Consider the following 15,639-nt stretch of genomic DNA (forward strand, 5'->3'; position numbering starts at 1 on the left):
TTCGACCGCTTTTTTAGTTTTTTGACAATTATTCCGGGAGCCGTGTGAATGTTAGCGCATTCACCGGTTTCTATGTTTTATCGCCGGCTATCGATGTTAAGTTTAAATTAATGTTACATAGGCATTTAAATTAAAATACATGGCAGATTTTAATATTATCACAATAATTATTGCCTTGTGATAATATAATATTAATTATAGATTATTAATATTGAAGTAATGGCAACAAAATTAAACCAGCTATCTTAACACCGGGCTACTTAAACGTTAAGTTTGTGTTAATAAAAAAGGCAACCGGGTGTACGCCGGCGCCTGTAAGCTGGCACATTTCGCCGGTTTTTACCAGCTTGTTTTAGTGAAATTTACATTGCCTTTTCGTGATGATGTTACCGCAATTCCCTTTTCATCGTTGCCAATAAATGAAAATCCTTCCAGCTCATCGGCCCGGTTAATATCATCAACCTGGCTAAGTACCACCTGCTTACCGGCTTCTATCGATTTTTTGAGGTCGACGTAGGTAAAACGCCATTGCCGTCCCTCAATTTTATTTTGGATAAGCACCAGCACGCCTTTATCGGCTATCCAGTGCAGGTTTTGCACCCAGGGCGTGCACGTAAATTTTTTGTAAAGTACACCCGCCTCTTTTGTGTTTGCTGCTTTTGCCAGCTTCTGCGGATCATATAATCTTACCTCGTTTCCATGGTCGCCATAATCGGCGGTGGCCACATACCACTTATTATTATATTTAACATACTCGGGGCGCGTGCCTTGTATACAGGCGTCATCATCAATGGTATTGAGCAGGCTGGCATCAAGCGTACCGGTGCTCAACAGTGCTTTCCAATCAACACAATAAATAACGGCTCGCCATTTGGTGCCTTCGGCGTTAAGGCGGATGGAGTTACCAATAAAAGTTGGGCCAACGCCGTTATAGGCTATCCCGGTAGGGTGGTTAATTACATCCTGCCCGTTTTTGGTAAGCTTTACTTCTTTATGCTGATAAACCAGGCTATCGCCCTCCATTGTAAACTCGCGGATCATGCCTGTCTCCCGGTCTCCGTATAAAAATATCCGGCCGTTTTGGTACGATATCCCCTGGCAAGCGCCCAACGAATCGATAGTGATTGAGCGTTGGAGCTGATGATCAATATTGCCGGTTGTCAGGCTCCCGATACCTAATATTACAGCGACTATGGTTAAAGTAATTTTTTGCATATGTTGAATGTTTATCGTGGGTCAAGTGGCTCGTCGGGATCGATTTGTTTGGCATCTTCAACCGGGTAGTATTCAACCTCGGTTTCCGAGTTACGTTTGGCCAGTTTGTAAGGCACGTAGTTCAGTTCCTTTTGACAGCGGGCATCCATCGTCATAATAAAATCGGTTTGCGATTTATCTGTTACCACAATACCGGGCTTATTGGCCGGGATGCCGTATTTATAGATAAGCCTGGCGCTGTTACGCATGTTGGTAGTAGTATGGCGCGCATGCGGCTCAATGATGATGGCATTTTCGGGGATGTGCAGGGTTTTCACCAGGTAAACCTTCATCTCTTCGGCTTCGTTATATTTTGTTTTGAATGGATGCACTTTGCCGCCGGATACGATGATGAACGGAGCCTTACCCAATTTATATTGCTGAACGGCCAGCCTGCAGCGCAGCATCCCTTCGCCGCTTAAAGGCGATGTTAAATTGTCGGGCCCTGCACCGGGCACCAGGATGTTTGAGTACGGATAACCGGCCCATTTAATGCTTTTTATCCTGTTGACTGCAGCCTTATTCACCCCAAATTCCATAGGCTCGTAGTTGGCAGGATTCTGCCGCTCATTTATCTGCAGATAAAGCAATGCAGCCTGCATCGACGGCTCAAAAAACAAACGCATGTTTTTAACGTCGCCAATTAAGGTAGCAGTAACATCGTACATTAAAGTGCGATAAGCCTTTGCATGAACATTGTAACTGATAGAATCTATTTGCGGATAATTAGGTTTTTTCCCTTCGGCGTATACCGCAATGGTATAATTAACACTGCCGGCATCCTGCTCCCAGGCCTTCTGCAAGAGTTCGACATTGGGCAGTTTTTTATATAAACTATACGCGCCGGATGGAATCAGCTTTGTTTTTACCAACTTGTCCAAAGCGTTGCCTGGTTTATAAAGCGCGGTAAGGCGCCCGGTTACTAACCGGATCTCTTCATCGGTGAGTTTAACAGCGGCGGTTAAGCACGATGCATCGCCGCAATCGGTAAGAGATGTATTAAGCCTGCTTAGTTTTTGTTGCGCCAGCTGCGCCAGTTGGGCATCGTTTTTAAGTAATAAACTTACCTGGTTATCCTGCTCAAAAAGGGAAAGCAAGTAGTAATTTTTAACCTCCACGTAGTCGGTTGATGCTCTTTTAATACCGGCTGTCAAAGGTGCCTGGGCATAATTGCTTAACCAGCTGAGACACAACAGCGATAATACTATAAATTTTTTCATAGGCGTTTTTTACAAAGCGTAAAGAAACCCCTCCTAATTAAACTTAAGATTAACTCCAGGTAACAATCTCATAGATGGTTTGGGTACTGGGAGCAAGTAAAGTATTACGAATGTAAATAGTTCGCCAGGTTTGGAGTGGTCGCGTTGTGATTTGCTTTCATTGTCTGCTACACCCTCACAAACCACTTGCCGTTAAACTTATAAACAACCCGCTTGCTGCCAACCTTCCCATCATCCGATACTACCGGCATCGAAATGGTGCCCGAGGCTTTATCATAATCTATGCTGAATTTCTGCTCGCCGTTCAGCTCGTCGACCTTACCGCATATCAACACGTTTTCAAACGTTTTGCCTGTTTGTAACAGTTTGATGTTATCGTTAACCCCGCCGTTCTCTATTGCCATAAACCGGAGGCTGTACTCGGTAAGCAGGCCGCCAAAGGCGACGCGTTGGGCTATGTAGTAGGTTTTGCCGCCTGCAGCCAGGGTGTTAATTTTGTAAATGGTATAATCGGGCACCAATTGGTGCGGAGGCTTCACGTGCCTGGCCAGTACCTTGCCATTAGCCCTGTACTGGTACACATTATTAAACCAGGGCATCGACCGCCTCCTGTTCCTGTCGTACGAGTAAATGCGCAGGTTGCTATCGTCCGAGGTTGAGATATATACCGCGCTCGTTTCGCTCAAATTTTTAAACGGGTAACTTATCGTTTTGGGCAGCTGCCGGGTATATTTCATCAACAGCCTTTCAAAAAGTTCCATCCTGGCTTCTTTTTGGTCGTCAGTGTACCGCTCCGGCACATTTTCGTAAACATCGGCCAGCTTCTTGTCCACAGCGCTCAGCGTCTGGCCAAGGCAACGCGTTAATGTAAGCAGGAGCAGTAAGGTTAGGGGTAATCTCATGGGTTTATTGGTGATGTTAATAAACGCATTTGTAGAGGAAATATTTTGAGGCGGCAAGGGAGGAGTTTGCTGGAAATTATGTTTGAGCTGTTATTAACGGCATTTTCGTGTTTTATTTGTCCGTCCCCGCGGGGGGCTCTCGAAGAAGACCCAGCGGTCGTACAAAGCCGGTTGCAATCCCAAAGCCGCGTTTATGCGAGGGCACAGTGTTAAGGATTAGTTTAAAAGTTTCGCCCATCGCTCCATCCCATCGCTCCATCCCATCGCTCATCTCCATTATAAAGCAATTATAACTACCTTAATATTAACGATAACCGCTACCGTTTAATTGGGGCTTTGCGAATACTTTATCTTCCACGTTGTACCATCTGTAAACGATACCTCTGTAGGCCAGGCAATCTTTATTTTTTTCGCGTCTCTACTAAGTACGCTCCAGGTACCATCGTCAGAATGTCCGGGCTTTAATGCATCGTCGGTAAAGCCTCCTCCAAAACCCGCGGCATATGAATTCCCAAGATCAGCAGGTTCATTAAAGGCATTGACGCCGTACCAGTTAAACTTAATTGCAGCAATTGTTTTACCAGATACATTCTTGTATTTGAGATGTACATTTCGATACGATGAATACTCCTCTTTAACGATTTTTGCGCTTAATACTTTAACAGGTGCTTTATAGAGGCCGATGGTATCAAGCAAAGCTTTAGCCATTGTAGCATCAACCATCTTTTTCACGTGTTCATCGGAACTTTCGCCATATTTAGCTTTTGAAAAGCTATCTAATTCCATCTTCTTTTGAAGTTCTGTTTTGGGTGTTGCTTGCTCACAAGAAGTAAGTATGAATAGCAGTGCAATAGTTGAAATTAATGCGGAAAGTTTCATGTTGTGATTGATTTGGTCATAATAGGCTAAAGTTATACAACAATGCTGAAATTACAACTGAAATACAAGTGGAAGACGTAAGGTTAATTAAGCCGATAAATCCGTGCGGAATAAGAATAGTTCCCGTCCCGAGGGGCTCTCGTAGAGGACCCGGCGGTTGTACAAAGCCGGTTGTAGACCCAAAGCCGCGTTGATGCGAGGGGGGCGGGTACCTCAGGGGCTCTACCGAGAGATGCGAGGGGACTGAAAGCATGGCCGATGCTACCTTTTGATGATCCTCCTTGCAATTAACAATCCCCCTGCGATAATTATCAACCCTCCAACAAATACTCCAATCGCCAGCCTTTGGCGTTCCGTAAAAGCGAAAATAAAGATGAGTACAAGCGCCAAAAATGAAAGAGAAACCAGGACGACATTAAAAATTGACCAATCGGATGTTTTAACAATTAAATATATTTTGGCGATTAAAAAGAATGGGATAAAAATGACAAACCCCACCAGGAGTTGAAAAACTAATTTTGATTCTAAAATATCACTCATTTTTATTTAAGATTTAATTTAATTTTTTTGTCCCCGGTGACGTTTCCTGCCCGTCCCCGAAGGGGCTCTCGTAGAGGGGCTGGCGGGTGTACAAAGCCGGTTGTAATCCCAAAGCCGCGTTTATGGAGGGTGTTCGGGTAATTAGTTTAAAAGTTTATCGGTTTCATCAAATTCGTATCTGTCCAAAAGTCGCGATAATCTGTTATCTTCACAAAATCATGCGGTTTTTTTAAAGTAATAGAATAAGAATAGCCGGTGCCTGAATGTTGCCGGTAGCTAAATCGATTTTTAGCTGCTCCTATAATTTACCACGATGTTGTGTTATAACCGTTTTCGCGTTAAGGACTGCAATGGATACCGGCCGCGGGAGAGGGCCTGAGTGTCGGACGCGCCTAATGCCTTGTGCGCGTATGAATGCAAGGCCTGGCCCCAACTTCTACCGGTTGGGGAAACGCCCGTAGTTTTTTTGTATGATTTTTTGCAAAATACTAAGTAAAAAATTGATCTTTTTACCTGTTTTTGTGCAGTAATTTGATGTTTTTACCATCATTCCCGCATAGGAGAATGAAAAAACAAAAGTGTTCGGGGAAGAGATTTGTAGTTGATTTTTTCGCTCCCCGAACACCCGAACAGGCTCGCCCAAAAGCGAACACCTGTACAAGCCGTTTTATTATTTTACACGCTCGATATATTCGCCGGTGCGGGTATCAACTTTTACTTTATCGCCCTGGTTGATGAACAATGGTACTTTTATTTCCACACCATTTTCGGTAGTGGCCGCTTTTAATGCCCCTGATGAAGTATCGCCTTTAACGGCCGGCTCGGAGTAAGTAATTTCCAGCTCAACAAAGTTGGGCGCCTGGGCCATAATGGGTTCTTCGCTCTCGATAGAAACGATAACATTCATCCCCTCCTTTAAAAACCTTGCTGATGGGCCAAATAACGATTTGGGGATGCTTAGCTGATCGTAAGTGGTATTGTCCATGATCACCATATAATCGCCTTCCTCGTAAAGGTATTGGTAATCATTGGTTTCTACACGGCAAATTTCAACCTGTTCGTCGGTTGCTAAACGGGCCTCTACAATTTTTCCGGTTTTTATGTTACGAAATTTATCCAAGTAGAAAGCTCCGCCTTTACCCGGTGTACGATGCAGTACTTCGGTAACTGTTACCAATTCGCCGTTGTAGCGTAAAATGTTTCCTACTTTAATTTCAGATGCCTTTGCCATGAAAATATAATTATAAAATTTGTGCGCAAAGATATACGCTTTTTTGGGTTTCGCTGTTTCTTAATTTTTGCATAGGTAATTGCGATATATAAAATACCCAATCGCGCCCTTATTACACAATAATAGTAGAAGTATTTCCACAAGCTGTTGCGTAAATAAAATTAAAGTGCTGTTTTATTTATTTTAATCAACATGTAACTTTTGGTACTGTAATTGAGTATAAATTAATATCCTTCTCAAAGGATTGTTTTTCATAGGTAGATGTAGGGCCGATCAAAAAACTGCGAGAGTTTTTCGGCCCTTTTTTATGAAACAAGGTTTTTGAAAGGATATCGGCCGAATTGTTTCTAACTATTTGACTGTATTAACGCCGTCACGGCAGCCCGGTAAGCTTCGCCTATAGGAATCTCTTTTTCGTTAATAATAACCGCCGTTTTATTGATAGCTTCAATTTTTTGCGCGTTAATAAAAAAAGATTTGTGAATGCGCATGAAATGCGATGGCCATTTCTGCTCTACATTTTTAAAGCTGAGCCGCACAATGGCCGGTTTTTTATGGCCTGTAAAGTATATTTTAACATAATCCCGCAAACCTTCCAGGTATAGCACTTCATCAAATGTAATTTTAACAACCGTGTACCCGGCATTTATATAAGTGTAGTTTAAGGCAGGCGGGCTTAATGCATATTTTAACGCCTTAAGTTCGGCAAGCTCTTTTGCTTTGTTACAGGCCTGCATAAACCTATCCATGGGGACTGGTTTGGTAAGGTAATCAACCACATTTAACGCAAAGCCATCTAAAGCATATTGCTTGTAGGCCGATACAATGATAACCAACGGTTTTTTAATTAGGCTGTTTATAAACTGAAGCCCCGTCATTCCGGGCATCTGGATATCTACAAATATTAAATCGATGTCGTTTTCCTGCATGGCTTTATTGGCCGAAAATCCATCGTCGCAGGCGGCTTGCAGGTTTAAAAACGGAATTTTGCTTATGTTATCCGCAAGTAAACTTAAGGCAAGCGGCTCATCATCAATTGCAATACAATTTATCATGCATCTAATTTTAGTATCAGGTTAACCTCAAAGCAATTGTTTTCGCTTTTGATGCTTAACTGATGTTTGTTTTCATACAACAGGTTTATTCTGCGGCTCACGTTGGCTATGCCTATGCCCGACGATTCGTCTTTCGGCGCGGTATTGAAAGCATTATATTTGTTGATAACGGTAAAATTTAAAAATCGTTCATCGGTAACTAACTCAATTATAATACGCGGGTCATCAATGGAACCAACCCCATGCTTAAAGGCATTTTCAACAAACGGGATTAACAGCATCGGTTCAATCAGCTGGTTTTTATTCAGGATGGTAAATGAAGTCTCTACCTTAACTTTTTTGCCAAACCGCTGCTTTTGCAAATCAATATAATGGTTAAGGTATTCTTCTTCAACCTTAATGTTCACTTTCTCTTCATCGGTATGGTAAAGCATGTATTTCATTAATCCCGAAAGTTTCATTACCGTAGGCTCCAGCTCGGTGCTATTTAACCTTACCAGCGATACGATGTTGTTAAGTACATTAAATATAAAGTGGGGGCTTATTTGCGACCGTAAGAAAGACAACTCGGTTTTTAATTTCTCTTTATCCTTTTCGCGCAGCTTTTCCTGATAGTCAAGCAAGCCGTTTATGGTAGTGTAGGCCAGGCTTGCCGCCATGGTGAGTAAAAACGCGGGCAGCCGCAGCCAGCTGGTGCGCAGCAGCCCATAAGGCAGGTCTATCTCCAGCCAGTTATAAATATGATGGTATACAAACAGGTAAATGGCATAAATTGAAAGTACAGCCAGCACATAGTAAGGGTATTTACCCTTCATGAACAAATGAGGGATAAGAATTAAGCTGTTGAAATAAAAAGCGGCTATCCAATAAATATAACCCACATAATCAAGCTTAATAAACCCGCTCATTTCTTTGCCTGTAAACGTGCGGGAAGGCAATACGTTGATTGAATGCATGATGTATGGTAAAGCCATCAGAACAAGCCAAACGCATACATGCGCCCAAATCCTGAATTTTTTATTGTACAAATTCAAACCTATTATATTGTTTTTATCATGCATGGCTAAAGTACATTTATAAAAGGTTTAATGAAATTATATACATAAATGCAGTATTATTTTTACAATACAAATAGTAACAAACAGGGGACAATCGATTGTTGATGTTTAAACATGTGATTGCCTGGCTGGTACATACTAATTCATTGCGAAATATCCACGCAAAAGCTGTTATTTTTAAAATTGTCCAGATTTTATACGTGAAACTGGTTTTAAATCGGTTTTATGGCAGTCTTTTAAACTCTTGCTAATATATAATATCCCCGCAAGTTCTGCTATTCCGGCGCGTCAAAAAGCGAAAATATTTTTGTCGCATTATTTACCTGTTTGGTCTTACAACAGGTATGTTTTGTCGATTTATTAAAATCTATAATTCTATTATTTTATTATTTGTGAACAATTATAATAAACCGGGGCATTTACCTGGGGCGCGCAAATCGTGTGGCCTCTTTTACATAAGTAAACATTTTTAACAGGCGCCTTTTGTGCTCCTGGTGATCGGGATAAGGAATTAGCGATACACGTGTATTGACGAACTGATTTTACGGTTTTGCGCAGCTAAAACTGTAAATCAACAAGGTTGATAATATCGGTATCTGAAGAGCTTAAATGATTTAGTAAACGTGTCATTTGAGAATTAGTTGATCAATATCACTTGAGAAATGATATTGGATTTGCGTTCCGGGGTGAGATCCGGAACGCATTATTTAACAGCTGATTAATAGGTGATTACGCGTTCTGTTTGCAATCAATAAATAACCAAATATATATCAATTAAATCTCAAATTCATGTTTAAAAGTTTACTCCTAAAAGGGAGATTCCTGGGTGTGCTGTTATGCTGCCTGGTTTCTTCGGTGGTAGTTACTGCCCAAACAAAGTACAAGGGAAAGGTTATCGCCAGCGATGACAAATTACCTATCATTGGCGCCTCGGTACGGGTAAAAGGCGCCGCAACCGGTGCCATTACCGACGTTAACGGCGATTTTACCCTCTCGTTAAGTCCGGGTAACACGCTGGTCATATCCTATATAGGCTATGTTACTAAAGAAATAACCGTTGGTGCTGATGTTAATTTGAACATTACCCTGATTGCCGGTAACAATACCTTAAACGAGGTGGTAGTAACAGGTTACGGCAGCCAGCGAAAAAAAGACCTGGTAGGTGCGGTAGCCGTAGTTGATGTAGCCGCCGCCAACAGGCAGCCAACATCATCAGTAGAAAACCAGTTGCAGGGCCAGGCAGCGGGTGTAACCGTTATTGCATCGGGGCAGCCGGGCGAAAACCCTTCAGTAAAAATTCGTGGCGCCAATACGTTTGGCAACAACCAGCCGCTGTATGTTGTTGATGGTGTACCCACTACAAACGTAAGCGACATTAACCCCAATGATGTGGCCAGCATGCAGGTATTAAAAGATGCAAGTTCGGCATCAATATACGGTGCGCGCGCTGCCAATGGTGTAATTGTTATCACCACTAAAAAAGGTACCGGTAAGGTAAGCGTATCTTATGATGCTTATTACGGCACCCAGGTACCTAAAGGCGGCAATGTGTTTAACTTGTTAAATCCGCAGGAAATGACCAGCCTCAGAACGCTGGCCATTCAAAATACCGCTGCTTTAAAAGGAATACCGGTTGATTTAAGCAGCAACCTGTATGGCCCCAACGGCAATGTATTGCCCGATTATATTAGCGCGGGTAGTACAGGCCCTTATGGCGTACATGACGGCGATCCGGCTGTCGATCCATCAAAGTATTACGTTAACCCGTTTTATACCTCCGGCGATCCATCTGGCTTTTACCGTATTACAAAGGCCAACAAAGCAGGCACCGACTGGTATCATGAAATATTTAAATCGGCCCCTATACAAAGCCATAACCTGGCTTTAAGCGGCAGTTCAGACCTGGCCACTTACTTGTTCTCCATGAACTATTACAACCAGAAGGGCACCCTGATAGATACTTATGATAAGCGTTATACCGTAAGGGCAAATACCAGCTTTAATGTATCTAAACACATCAGGGTAGGCGAAAACTTATCATACTCGGTAACAGAAAATCCGCTGATCAATGAAAATGACGAGGGTTCTGGTATTGGTATGGCTTTCCGCGAGCAGCCTATTATTCCTGTATATGATATTGCAGGTAACTATGCCGGCTCAAATACAGCAAACTTAGGTAACGCCCGTAACCCGGTGGCTGTACAACAACGTACCGGCAATAATTATGGAGCTTATAACCGGCTGTTTGGTAATGCCTTTGCCGAGGTTGATTTCCTGAAATACTTTACCTTACGCACCCAGTTTGGCGGCGAGTATTATTCTGATTATAACCACTCGTTTACTTTCCCTGAATACGAGAACTCTGAAAACAACACAACCAACTCATACTCAGAGAACTCATTTAACGGGTACAATTACACCTGGACAAATACTTTAACCTATCACCAAACCATTCGTAAACACGATATTAAATTACTGGTAGGTACAGAGAACTATAAAAACCGGTACGAAACCCTGGGTGCTACCAATACCGGTTACTTTACTTTTGATAAAAATTATACCACTATAACAACAGGTACCGGTACGCCAACTGCTTATAGCACCATCCAAAGAGATAAGCTACAATCGCTGATTGCGCGTTTAGATTATACTTTTAATGATGAGTTCCTGTTAAATGCAACACTCCGTCGTGATGGTTCATCAAGGTTTTTAACTTACCAATATGGCTGGTTCCCGGCAGTAAGCGTGGGCTGGCGCATATCGCAGGAGAGTTTCCTGAAAAAAGCGGCATGGATAAGTGATTTGAAGATCCGCGGTGGATACGGTGTAATGGGTAACCAGATCAATGTGGACCCATCCAACGCCTTTACCACATTTGGCGCAATCAAAACCAATTCATACTATGATATTGCCGGTACATCAACCAGTACTGTTGCCGGTTTTACCCAAACCAGGATAGGTAACCCCGATGCTAAATGGGAGCTTGATAAAAACTTAAATATTGGTTTTGATGGTTCGTTTTTTAACCAGAAATGGGATATATCTGCCGATTATTACAAAAAGATCATCACCGGCTTGCTATTCAATCCAAACCTGCCAGGTACCGCAGGCTCTGCAACAGCGCCATACAGCAACGTTGGGGCTATGAATAATACGGGTTTGGATATTGCCATTGGCACGCATCAAACCCTGGGTCATGATCTGAAAATGAACGCTTCATTAACGTTTACTACTTATCATAATGTTATTAAGGCCGTTACGGTAGGTCAGCCTTACTTTGACCAAAACTCGGGCCGTTTTAATGGCAGCTCCATTATACGTAACCAGGTAGGTGGCCCTGTGGGCGGTTTCTTCGGTTACAAAACTGATGGTTTCTGGAATTCGCAGGCCGAAATTGATGCAGCCAATACAAAAGCAGGGGGTACTTATCAAACCGATGCCGCTGTTGGCCGCTTTAAATATGCCGATGTAAACGGCGATGGTAAAGTAGATGCCAGTGACCGTACATTGCTTGGAAATCCTAACCCTAAATTTACGGGCGGTTTAAATCTCGATTTTACCTATAAAAACTTCGATCTGAATATGTTCTGGTATGGCTCGTACGGCAACAAGATTTGGAATGATGTAAGATGGTGGACAGATTTTTACGCCAATTTTGCGGGTGCAAAAAGCAAAACAGCTTTGTATGATTCATGGACGCCTACCCATATGAATGCCAAAGCACCTATCCAGGAAATTGATGGCTCATTTAGTACCAATACTGTACCCAACTCTTATTATGTAGAAAACGGCTCATATCTGCGTTTAAAAAACCTGCAGATAGGTTACAAGTTTGCACCTAACCTGATCAAATCAATTGGTTTAAGCAGCGCACGTATTTACTTATCAGGAGCTAATTTAATTACCATAACCAAGTACTCCGGCGTTGATCCCGAGATTGTGGGTGGCGGTACCACCAGTAACACCAATAGCAGCACCAACTTTGGTGTTGATAGGGGTAACTACTCGCCAAGCCGTACTTATTTATTAGGTGTACAAGTTAAATTTTAATTAAAGATTTTATGAAAAATATCATACGTTTATCAGTTTGTACTTTAGTTATAGCTGGTATAGTTCAAAGTTCATGCAAAAAGTCGTCTCTTGACCAGCCTGCATTGGGTGCGTTAAGTACGGCGCAAATAACAACGGCGGCAGGTGTAGATGGCCTTTTGATTGGCGCATATTCGGCGCTCGATGGCCAAAAAGGCGGCAACGTTGCTTTTGGTGGCGGTAATCCCTGGGAAGCATCACCCGATAACTGGATATATGGCAGCGTGGCCGGTGGTGATGCTCACAAAGGCAGTTCCGGTATCGATCAGCCTGCTATCAACTCGATAGCAACATTTACGGTTGATGCCAGTAACGGTTTTTTAAATACCAAATGGATTGCCGATTATGAAGGTGTAACAAGGGCAAACAATGTGTTAAAAGCAGTAGCCGCTGTGGCAAGCATATCCGCCGCCGATAAAGCAAATATTATTGGCCAGGCCAGGTTTTTACGCGGTCATTATTATTTCGACTTGAAAAAGATGTTTGGCAACGTGCCCTATATCGATGAAACCACAACCAATTTTGTGCAGCCCAATACCACAGATATATGGCCAAAAATAGTTGCCGATTTTGCATTTGCCTACGCAAACTTACCGGCAACGCAAACACAGGTTGGCAGGGTGAACAAATGGGCAGCAGGTGCTTACCTGGCTAAAACCTATCTGTACCAAAAAGACTATACTAATGCCGATAAAACATTTACCGAAGTTATTACTGGTGGAACAAACTCGGCAGGTGTTGCTTATGGTTTAACGGATAATTACGAGGATAACTTTAACGCAGCAACCAAAAACAATAAGGAAACCGTTTTTGCTATTCAACAGGCGGCAAACGATGGTACCGGAACTATCAGCGAAGCCAATAACGGCGATATGCTGAACTACCCGTACAACAGCCCTTTTGGATGCTGCGGATTTTTTCAGCCTACCGAAGATCTGGCTAACTCGTTCCGTACCGATGCTACCGGCTTACCTTATTTAGATGACTACAACAGCCACGCTGTAGTTAACGACCAGGGCATTGCATCAACTGCTGCTTTTACACTTGATGCCGGCAACCTTGACCCACGTTTAGACTGGACAGTTGGCCGCCGTGGTATTCCGTATCTTGACTGGGGTAATCACCCTGGTCAAAACTGGATTCGCGAACAAAGCTCGGCTGGTCCGTACTCGCCTAAAAAGAATGTTTATTACCAGGCTACGAAGGGTACTTTAGGCGATAGCCATACCTGGGCGCCGGGTAATGCAAACCAGGTTAATATTATCCGCTTTGCCGATGTATTGTTAATGGCGGCCGAAGCCAAAGCACAATTGGGCACCGGCGATTTGGGTTTATCATACGTAAACCTGGTACGTGCAAGGGCAGCTAAACCGGCAAGCATAGTGTACACTTATAAAGATGCAGCCAACCCAATGGGCGGCTATACTACCACACCGGCTGCAAAGTATGTAGTAAGCCAGTACCCTGCCGGTTATTTCTCGGGCAAAGCAGTGGCATTAAAAGCTATTTATTTTGAACGGAAGCTGGAGTTAGGTATGGAAGGCCATCGGTTTTTTGATATCGTTCGCTGGGGTACAGCCCAGCAGTCGTTGGCAACTTATTTTGGCTACGATGGCAAAAACATAACCGATGTTACCGGCGCACATTTCACAGTTGGCAAAAACGAGGTTTATCCAATTCCGCAGGCACAAATCGACCTGGAATCAACCGGATCATCATCTGCCCTGAAACAAAACCCTGGTTATTAATATTGTTTATTTTTGATAAAACAGAAAGAGGTGGCATTAGCTGCCTCTTTTTGTATATAAAAATACAGGCACATTCATCAACAAACTTTAGCAGCCGGTTATGAGGTTTAGCAAACATTACATTTTAACATCAACCTTATTTTTATTTACAGCAGTAGTTTGCTTCGTCTCTTCTAATTGTAACAGCCCCCAACCGCATGTGGTTGCAACAGATGGAAAAAGTTTGTCGGCTACCTATTGTAAAAACTGCCATCAATATCCCGAACCACGGCTGCTTGACCAGGAAACCTGGACAAAACACGTACTGCCCGCAATGGCCCCCCGTTTGGGCATAAAAGTTTATGCCGATGACCAATACGTAAACGACCTGTCGGCAAAATCGGCGGTATCCTATGACGATTGGTTAAAAATTGTTGATTACTATACCAAAGGATCACCAAAGAAATTGATGCCCGCAAGGGTTCCTGTTCTCCCGTTAAAAGACTGGGCCAATTTCAGTTTAATAAAGCCTGCCCACGATGTGCCTTTAGCAACAACTACCCTGGTGGCATTTGATACCGCGGGGCAGCGTATTTATACCAGCGACAGGATGAATAGCAGTATTTTCCAGTGGTCAAACCAGCTGAAGCTATTATCAACGGTTAAATACCCTTCGCCCGCGGTTGATGTGCAATTTGGTAAAGATGATAAAGGCGGCGGGCAAAGCGTTTTTACTTTCATCGGTTCGATGGATGCCGTTGATATAGCCAATGGTTTTGTAAAACAAGTGGATTTAAAATCAATAAACTATCAACGGGAAATACAGATTGCCGATAAATTGCCAAGGCCAATAGAATCCGTACCGGGCGATATTAACAAAGACGGTTTGCAGGATTGGGTGGTATGCGGGTTTGGCCATAGTTTGGGTGGCTTGTACTGGTATAAGCAATTGGCCGGAAACCAGTTTGAAAAACACATCATCAGCAACATGCCCGGTGCCGAGCATGCCGTTATTGGTGATTTTAACCACGATGGCTGGCCCGATGTAGCGTGTTTATTTGCGCAGGCTGATGAAGGTGTGTGGCTGTTTTTGAATAACCATAAAGGAGGGTTTACAGGTAGGAATATCCTGAGGTTTCCGCCTATGTATGGCTCAAGCAGTTTTCAGCTGGTCGATTTTAATAACGACGGGTTACCGGACGTTTTATACACAAGCGGCGATAACAGCGATTATTCAAAAATATTGAAACCCTTCCACGGCGTTTACATATTCCTTAACCAGGGCAATTTTAAATTTAAGCAAGCTTATTTTTATCCCGTAAACGGAGCCACCAAAGCCATAGCTGCCGATTTTAACGGTGATGGCAAGCTGGATATAGCGCTGATTGCCTTTTTCTCAGACCTGAAGAAGAACCCCGGCGAAGGTTTTACCTATTTTGAGCAGGACAGCCCCATGCATTTTATACCCCACAACCTGCCTATATTCAACCGGGGGCGCTGGATTTGTATGGATGTTAAAGATTACAATGGCGATGGCAGTCCGGATATTATTTTAGGCAATTTTTCGATGGGTTTTATTAATGATGCAACTGTAAACCCAAGTTGGAATATTCACACACCGTTTGTTGTATTAAAAAACAATAATAAATTTTTAAACAGACATTAGTACAACTTGTCTGTTGTT

The 15,639-nt window shown here is 42.9% G+C and carries 11 protein-coding genes; 3 read left to right on the top strand and 8 right to left on the bottom strand.

From position 1 onward, the window contains the following. Positions 1-339: 339 nt before the first annotated feature. The 8 genes from ACFGVS_RS28260 to ACFGVS_RS28295 form a co-directional block, all read right to left on the bottom strand. The gene (locus ACFGVS_RS28260) at positions 340-1,215 is read right to left on the bottom strand and encodes a hypothetical protein (protein WP_439696505.1); all 876 of its coding nucleotides are present in this window, start codon (positions 1,213-1,215) and stop codon (positions 340-342) included. Positions 1,216-1,226: 11 nt separating this feature from the next. Then, positions 1,227-2,474, bottom strand: a complete 1,248-nt coding sequence (locus tag ACFGVS_RS28265) for a YdcF family protein (RefSeq protein WP_439696506.1) — start codon at positions 2,472-2,474, stop codon at positions 1,227-1,229. A gap of 167 nt (positions 2,475-2,641) precedes the next feature. Continuing rightward, complete coding sequence (locus ACFGVS_RS28270) at positions 2,642-3,376, bottom strand: hypothetical protein (RefSeq protein ID WP_439696507.1); 735 nt, start codon at positions 3,374-3,376, stop codon at positions 2,642-2,644. A 324-nt stretch (positions 3,377-3,700) separates the two neighbouring features. After that, the gene (locus ACFGVS_RS28275; RefSeq protein WP_439696508.1) at positions 3,701-4,255 is read right to left on the bottom strand and encodes a hypothetical protein; all 555 of its coding nucleotides are present in this window, start codon (positions 4,253-4,255) and stop codon (positions 3,701-3,703) included. A gap of 261 nt (positions 4,256-4,516) precedes the next feature. After that, complete coding sequence (locus ACFGVS_RS28280) at positions 4,517-4,795, bottom strand: hypothetical protein (RefSeq protein WP_439696509.1); 279 nt, start codon at positions 4,793-4,795, stop codon at positions 4,517-4,519. A 670-nt stretch (positions 4,796-5,465) separates the two neighbouring features. Then, positions 5,466-6,026: an elongation factor P gene (gene efp, locus ACFGVS_RS28285; protein WP_090648241.1), complete on the bottom strand. Its 561-nt coding sequence runs from the start codon at positions 6,024-6,026 to the stop codon at positions 5,466-5,468. Between the two features lie 347 nt (positions 6,027-6,373). Further along, a complete protein-coding gene (locus ACFGVS_RS28290) occupies positions 6,374-7,081 on the bottom strand; it encodes a LytR/AlgR family response regulator transcription factor (protein WP_439696510.1) in 708 nt (235 codons plus the stop codon). Further along, positions 7,078-8,037, bottom strand: a complete 960-nt coding sequence (locus tag ACFGVS_RS28295) for a sensor histidine kinase (RefSeq protein ID WP_439696511.1) — start codon at positions 8,035-8,037, stop codon at positions 7,078-7,080. The genes ACFGVS_RS28290 and ACFGVS_RS28295 overlap by 4 nt, the downstream gene beginning before the upstream one ends. An 891-nt stretch (positions 8,038-8,928) precedes the next feature. On the opposite strand from ACFGVS_RS28295, the gene ACFGVS_RS28300 reads away from it, so the two are divergent. The 3 genes from ACFGVS_RS28300 to ACFGVS_RS28310 all read left to right on the top strand — a co-directional run bounded on the left by ACFGVS_RS28300 (position 8,929) and on the right by ACFGVS_RS28310 (position 15,621). Then, positions 8,929-12,189 (top strand): SusC/RagA family TonB-linked outer membrane protein, encoded by a 3,261-nt coding sequence (locus ACFGVS_RS28300; protein WP_439696512.1) that lies wholly within the window; start codon positions 8,929-8,931, stop codon positions 12,187-12,189. Positions 12,190-12,200: 11 nt separating this feature from the next. Further along, positions 12,201-13,976 (top strand): RagB/SusD family nutrient uptake outer membrane protein, encoded by a 1,776-nt coding sequence (locus tag ACFGVS_RS28305; protein WP_439696513.1) that lies wholly within the window; start codon positions 12,201-12,203, stop codon positions 13,974-13,976. Between the two features lie 100 nt (positions 13,977-14,076). Continuing rightward, positions 14,077-15,621, top strand: a complete 1,545-nt coding sequence (locus ACFGVS_RS28310; protein WP_439696514.1) for an FG-GAP repeat domain-containing protein — start codon at positions 14,077-14,079, stop codon at positions 15,619-15,621. The last annotated feature ends 18 nt before the right edge of the window (positions 15,622-15,639 follow it).

Source organism: Mucilaginibacter sediminis, from assembly GCF_051903035.1.
Taxonomy (GTDB): Bacteria; Bacteroidota; Bacteroidia; order Sphingobacteriales; family Sphingobacteriaceae; genus Mucilaginibacter.

What these genes read in the sequence shown, in the direction of transcription:
- ACFGVS_RS28280 (WP_439696509.1), bottom strand. Translation starts at nt 4,795, where the DNA reads ATGAGTGATATTTTAGAATCAAAATTAGTTTTTCAACTCCTGGTGGGG.
- ACFGVS_RS28300 (WP_439696512.1), top strand. Translation starts at nt 8,929, where the DNA reads ATGTTTAAAAGTTTACTCCTAAAAGGGAGATTCCTGGGTGTGCTGTTA.
- ACFGVS_RS28265 (WP_439696506.1), bottom strand. Translation starts at nt 2,474, where the DNA reads ATGAAAAAATTTATAGTATTATCGCTGTTGTGTCTCAGCTGGTTAAGC.
- ACFGVS_RS28275 (WP_439696508.1), bottom strand. Translation starts at nt 4,255, where the DNA reads ATGAAACTTTCCGCATTAATTTCAACTATTGCACTGCTATTCATACTT.
- ACFGVS_RS28310 (WP_439696514.1), top strand. Translation starts at nt 14,077, where the DNA reads ATGAGGTTTAGCAAACATTACATTTTAACATCAACCTTATTTTTATTT.
- ACFGVS_RS28305 (WP_439696513.1), top strand. Translation starts at nt 12,201, where the DNA reads ATGAAAAATATCATACGTTTATCAGTTTGTACTTTAGTTATAGCTGGT.
- ACFGVS_RS28270 (WP_439696507.1), bottom strand. Translation starts at nt 3,376, where the DNA reads ATGAGATTACCCCTAACCTTACTGCTCCTGCTTACATTAACGCGTTGC.
- ACFGVS_RS28295 (WP_439696511.1), bottom strand. Translation starts at nt 8,037, where the DNA reads ATGCATTCAATCAACGTATTGCCTTCCCGCACGTTTACAGGCAAAGAA.
- efp (WP_090648241.1), bottom strand. Translation starts at nt 6,026, where the DNA reads ATGGCAAAGGCATCTGAAATTAAAGTAGGAAACATTTTACGCTACAAC.
- ACFGVS_RS28290 (WP_439696510.1), bottom strand. Translation starts at nt 7,081, where the DNA reads ATGATAAATTGTATTGCAATTGATGATGAGCCGCTTGCCTTAAGTTTA.
- ACFGVS_RS28260 (WP_439696505.1), bottom strand. Translation starts at nt 1,215, where the DNA reads ATGCAAAAAATTACTTTAACCATAGTCGCTGTAATATTAGGTATCGGG.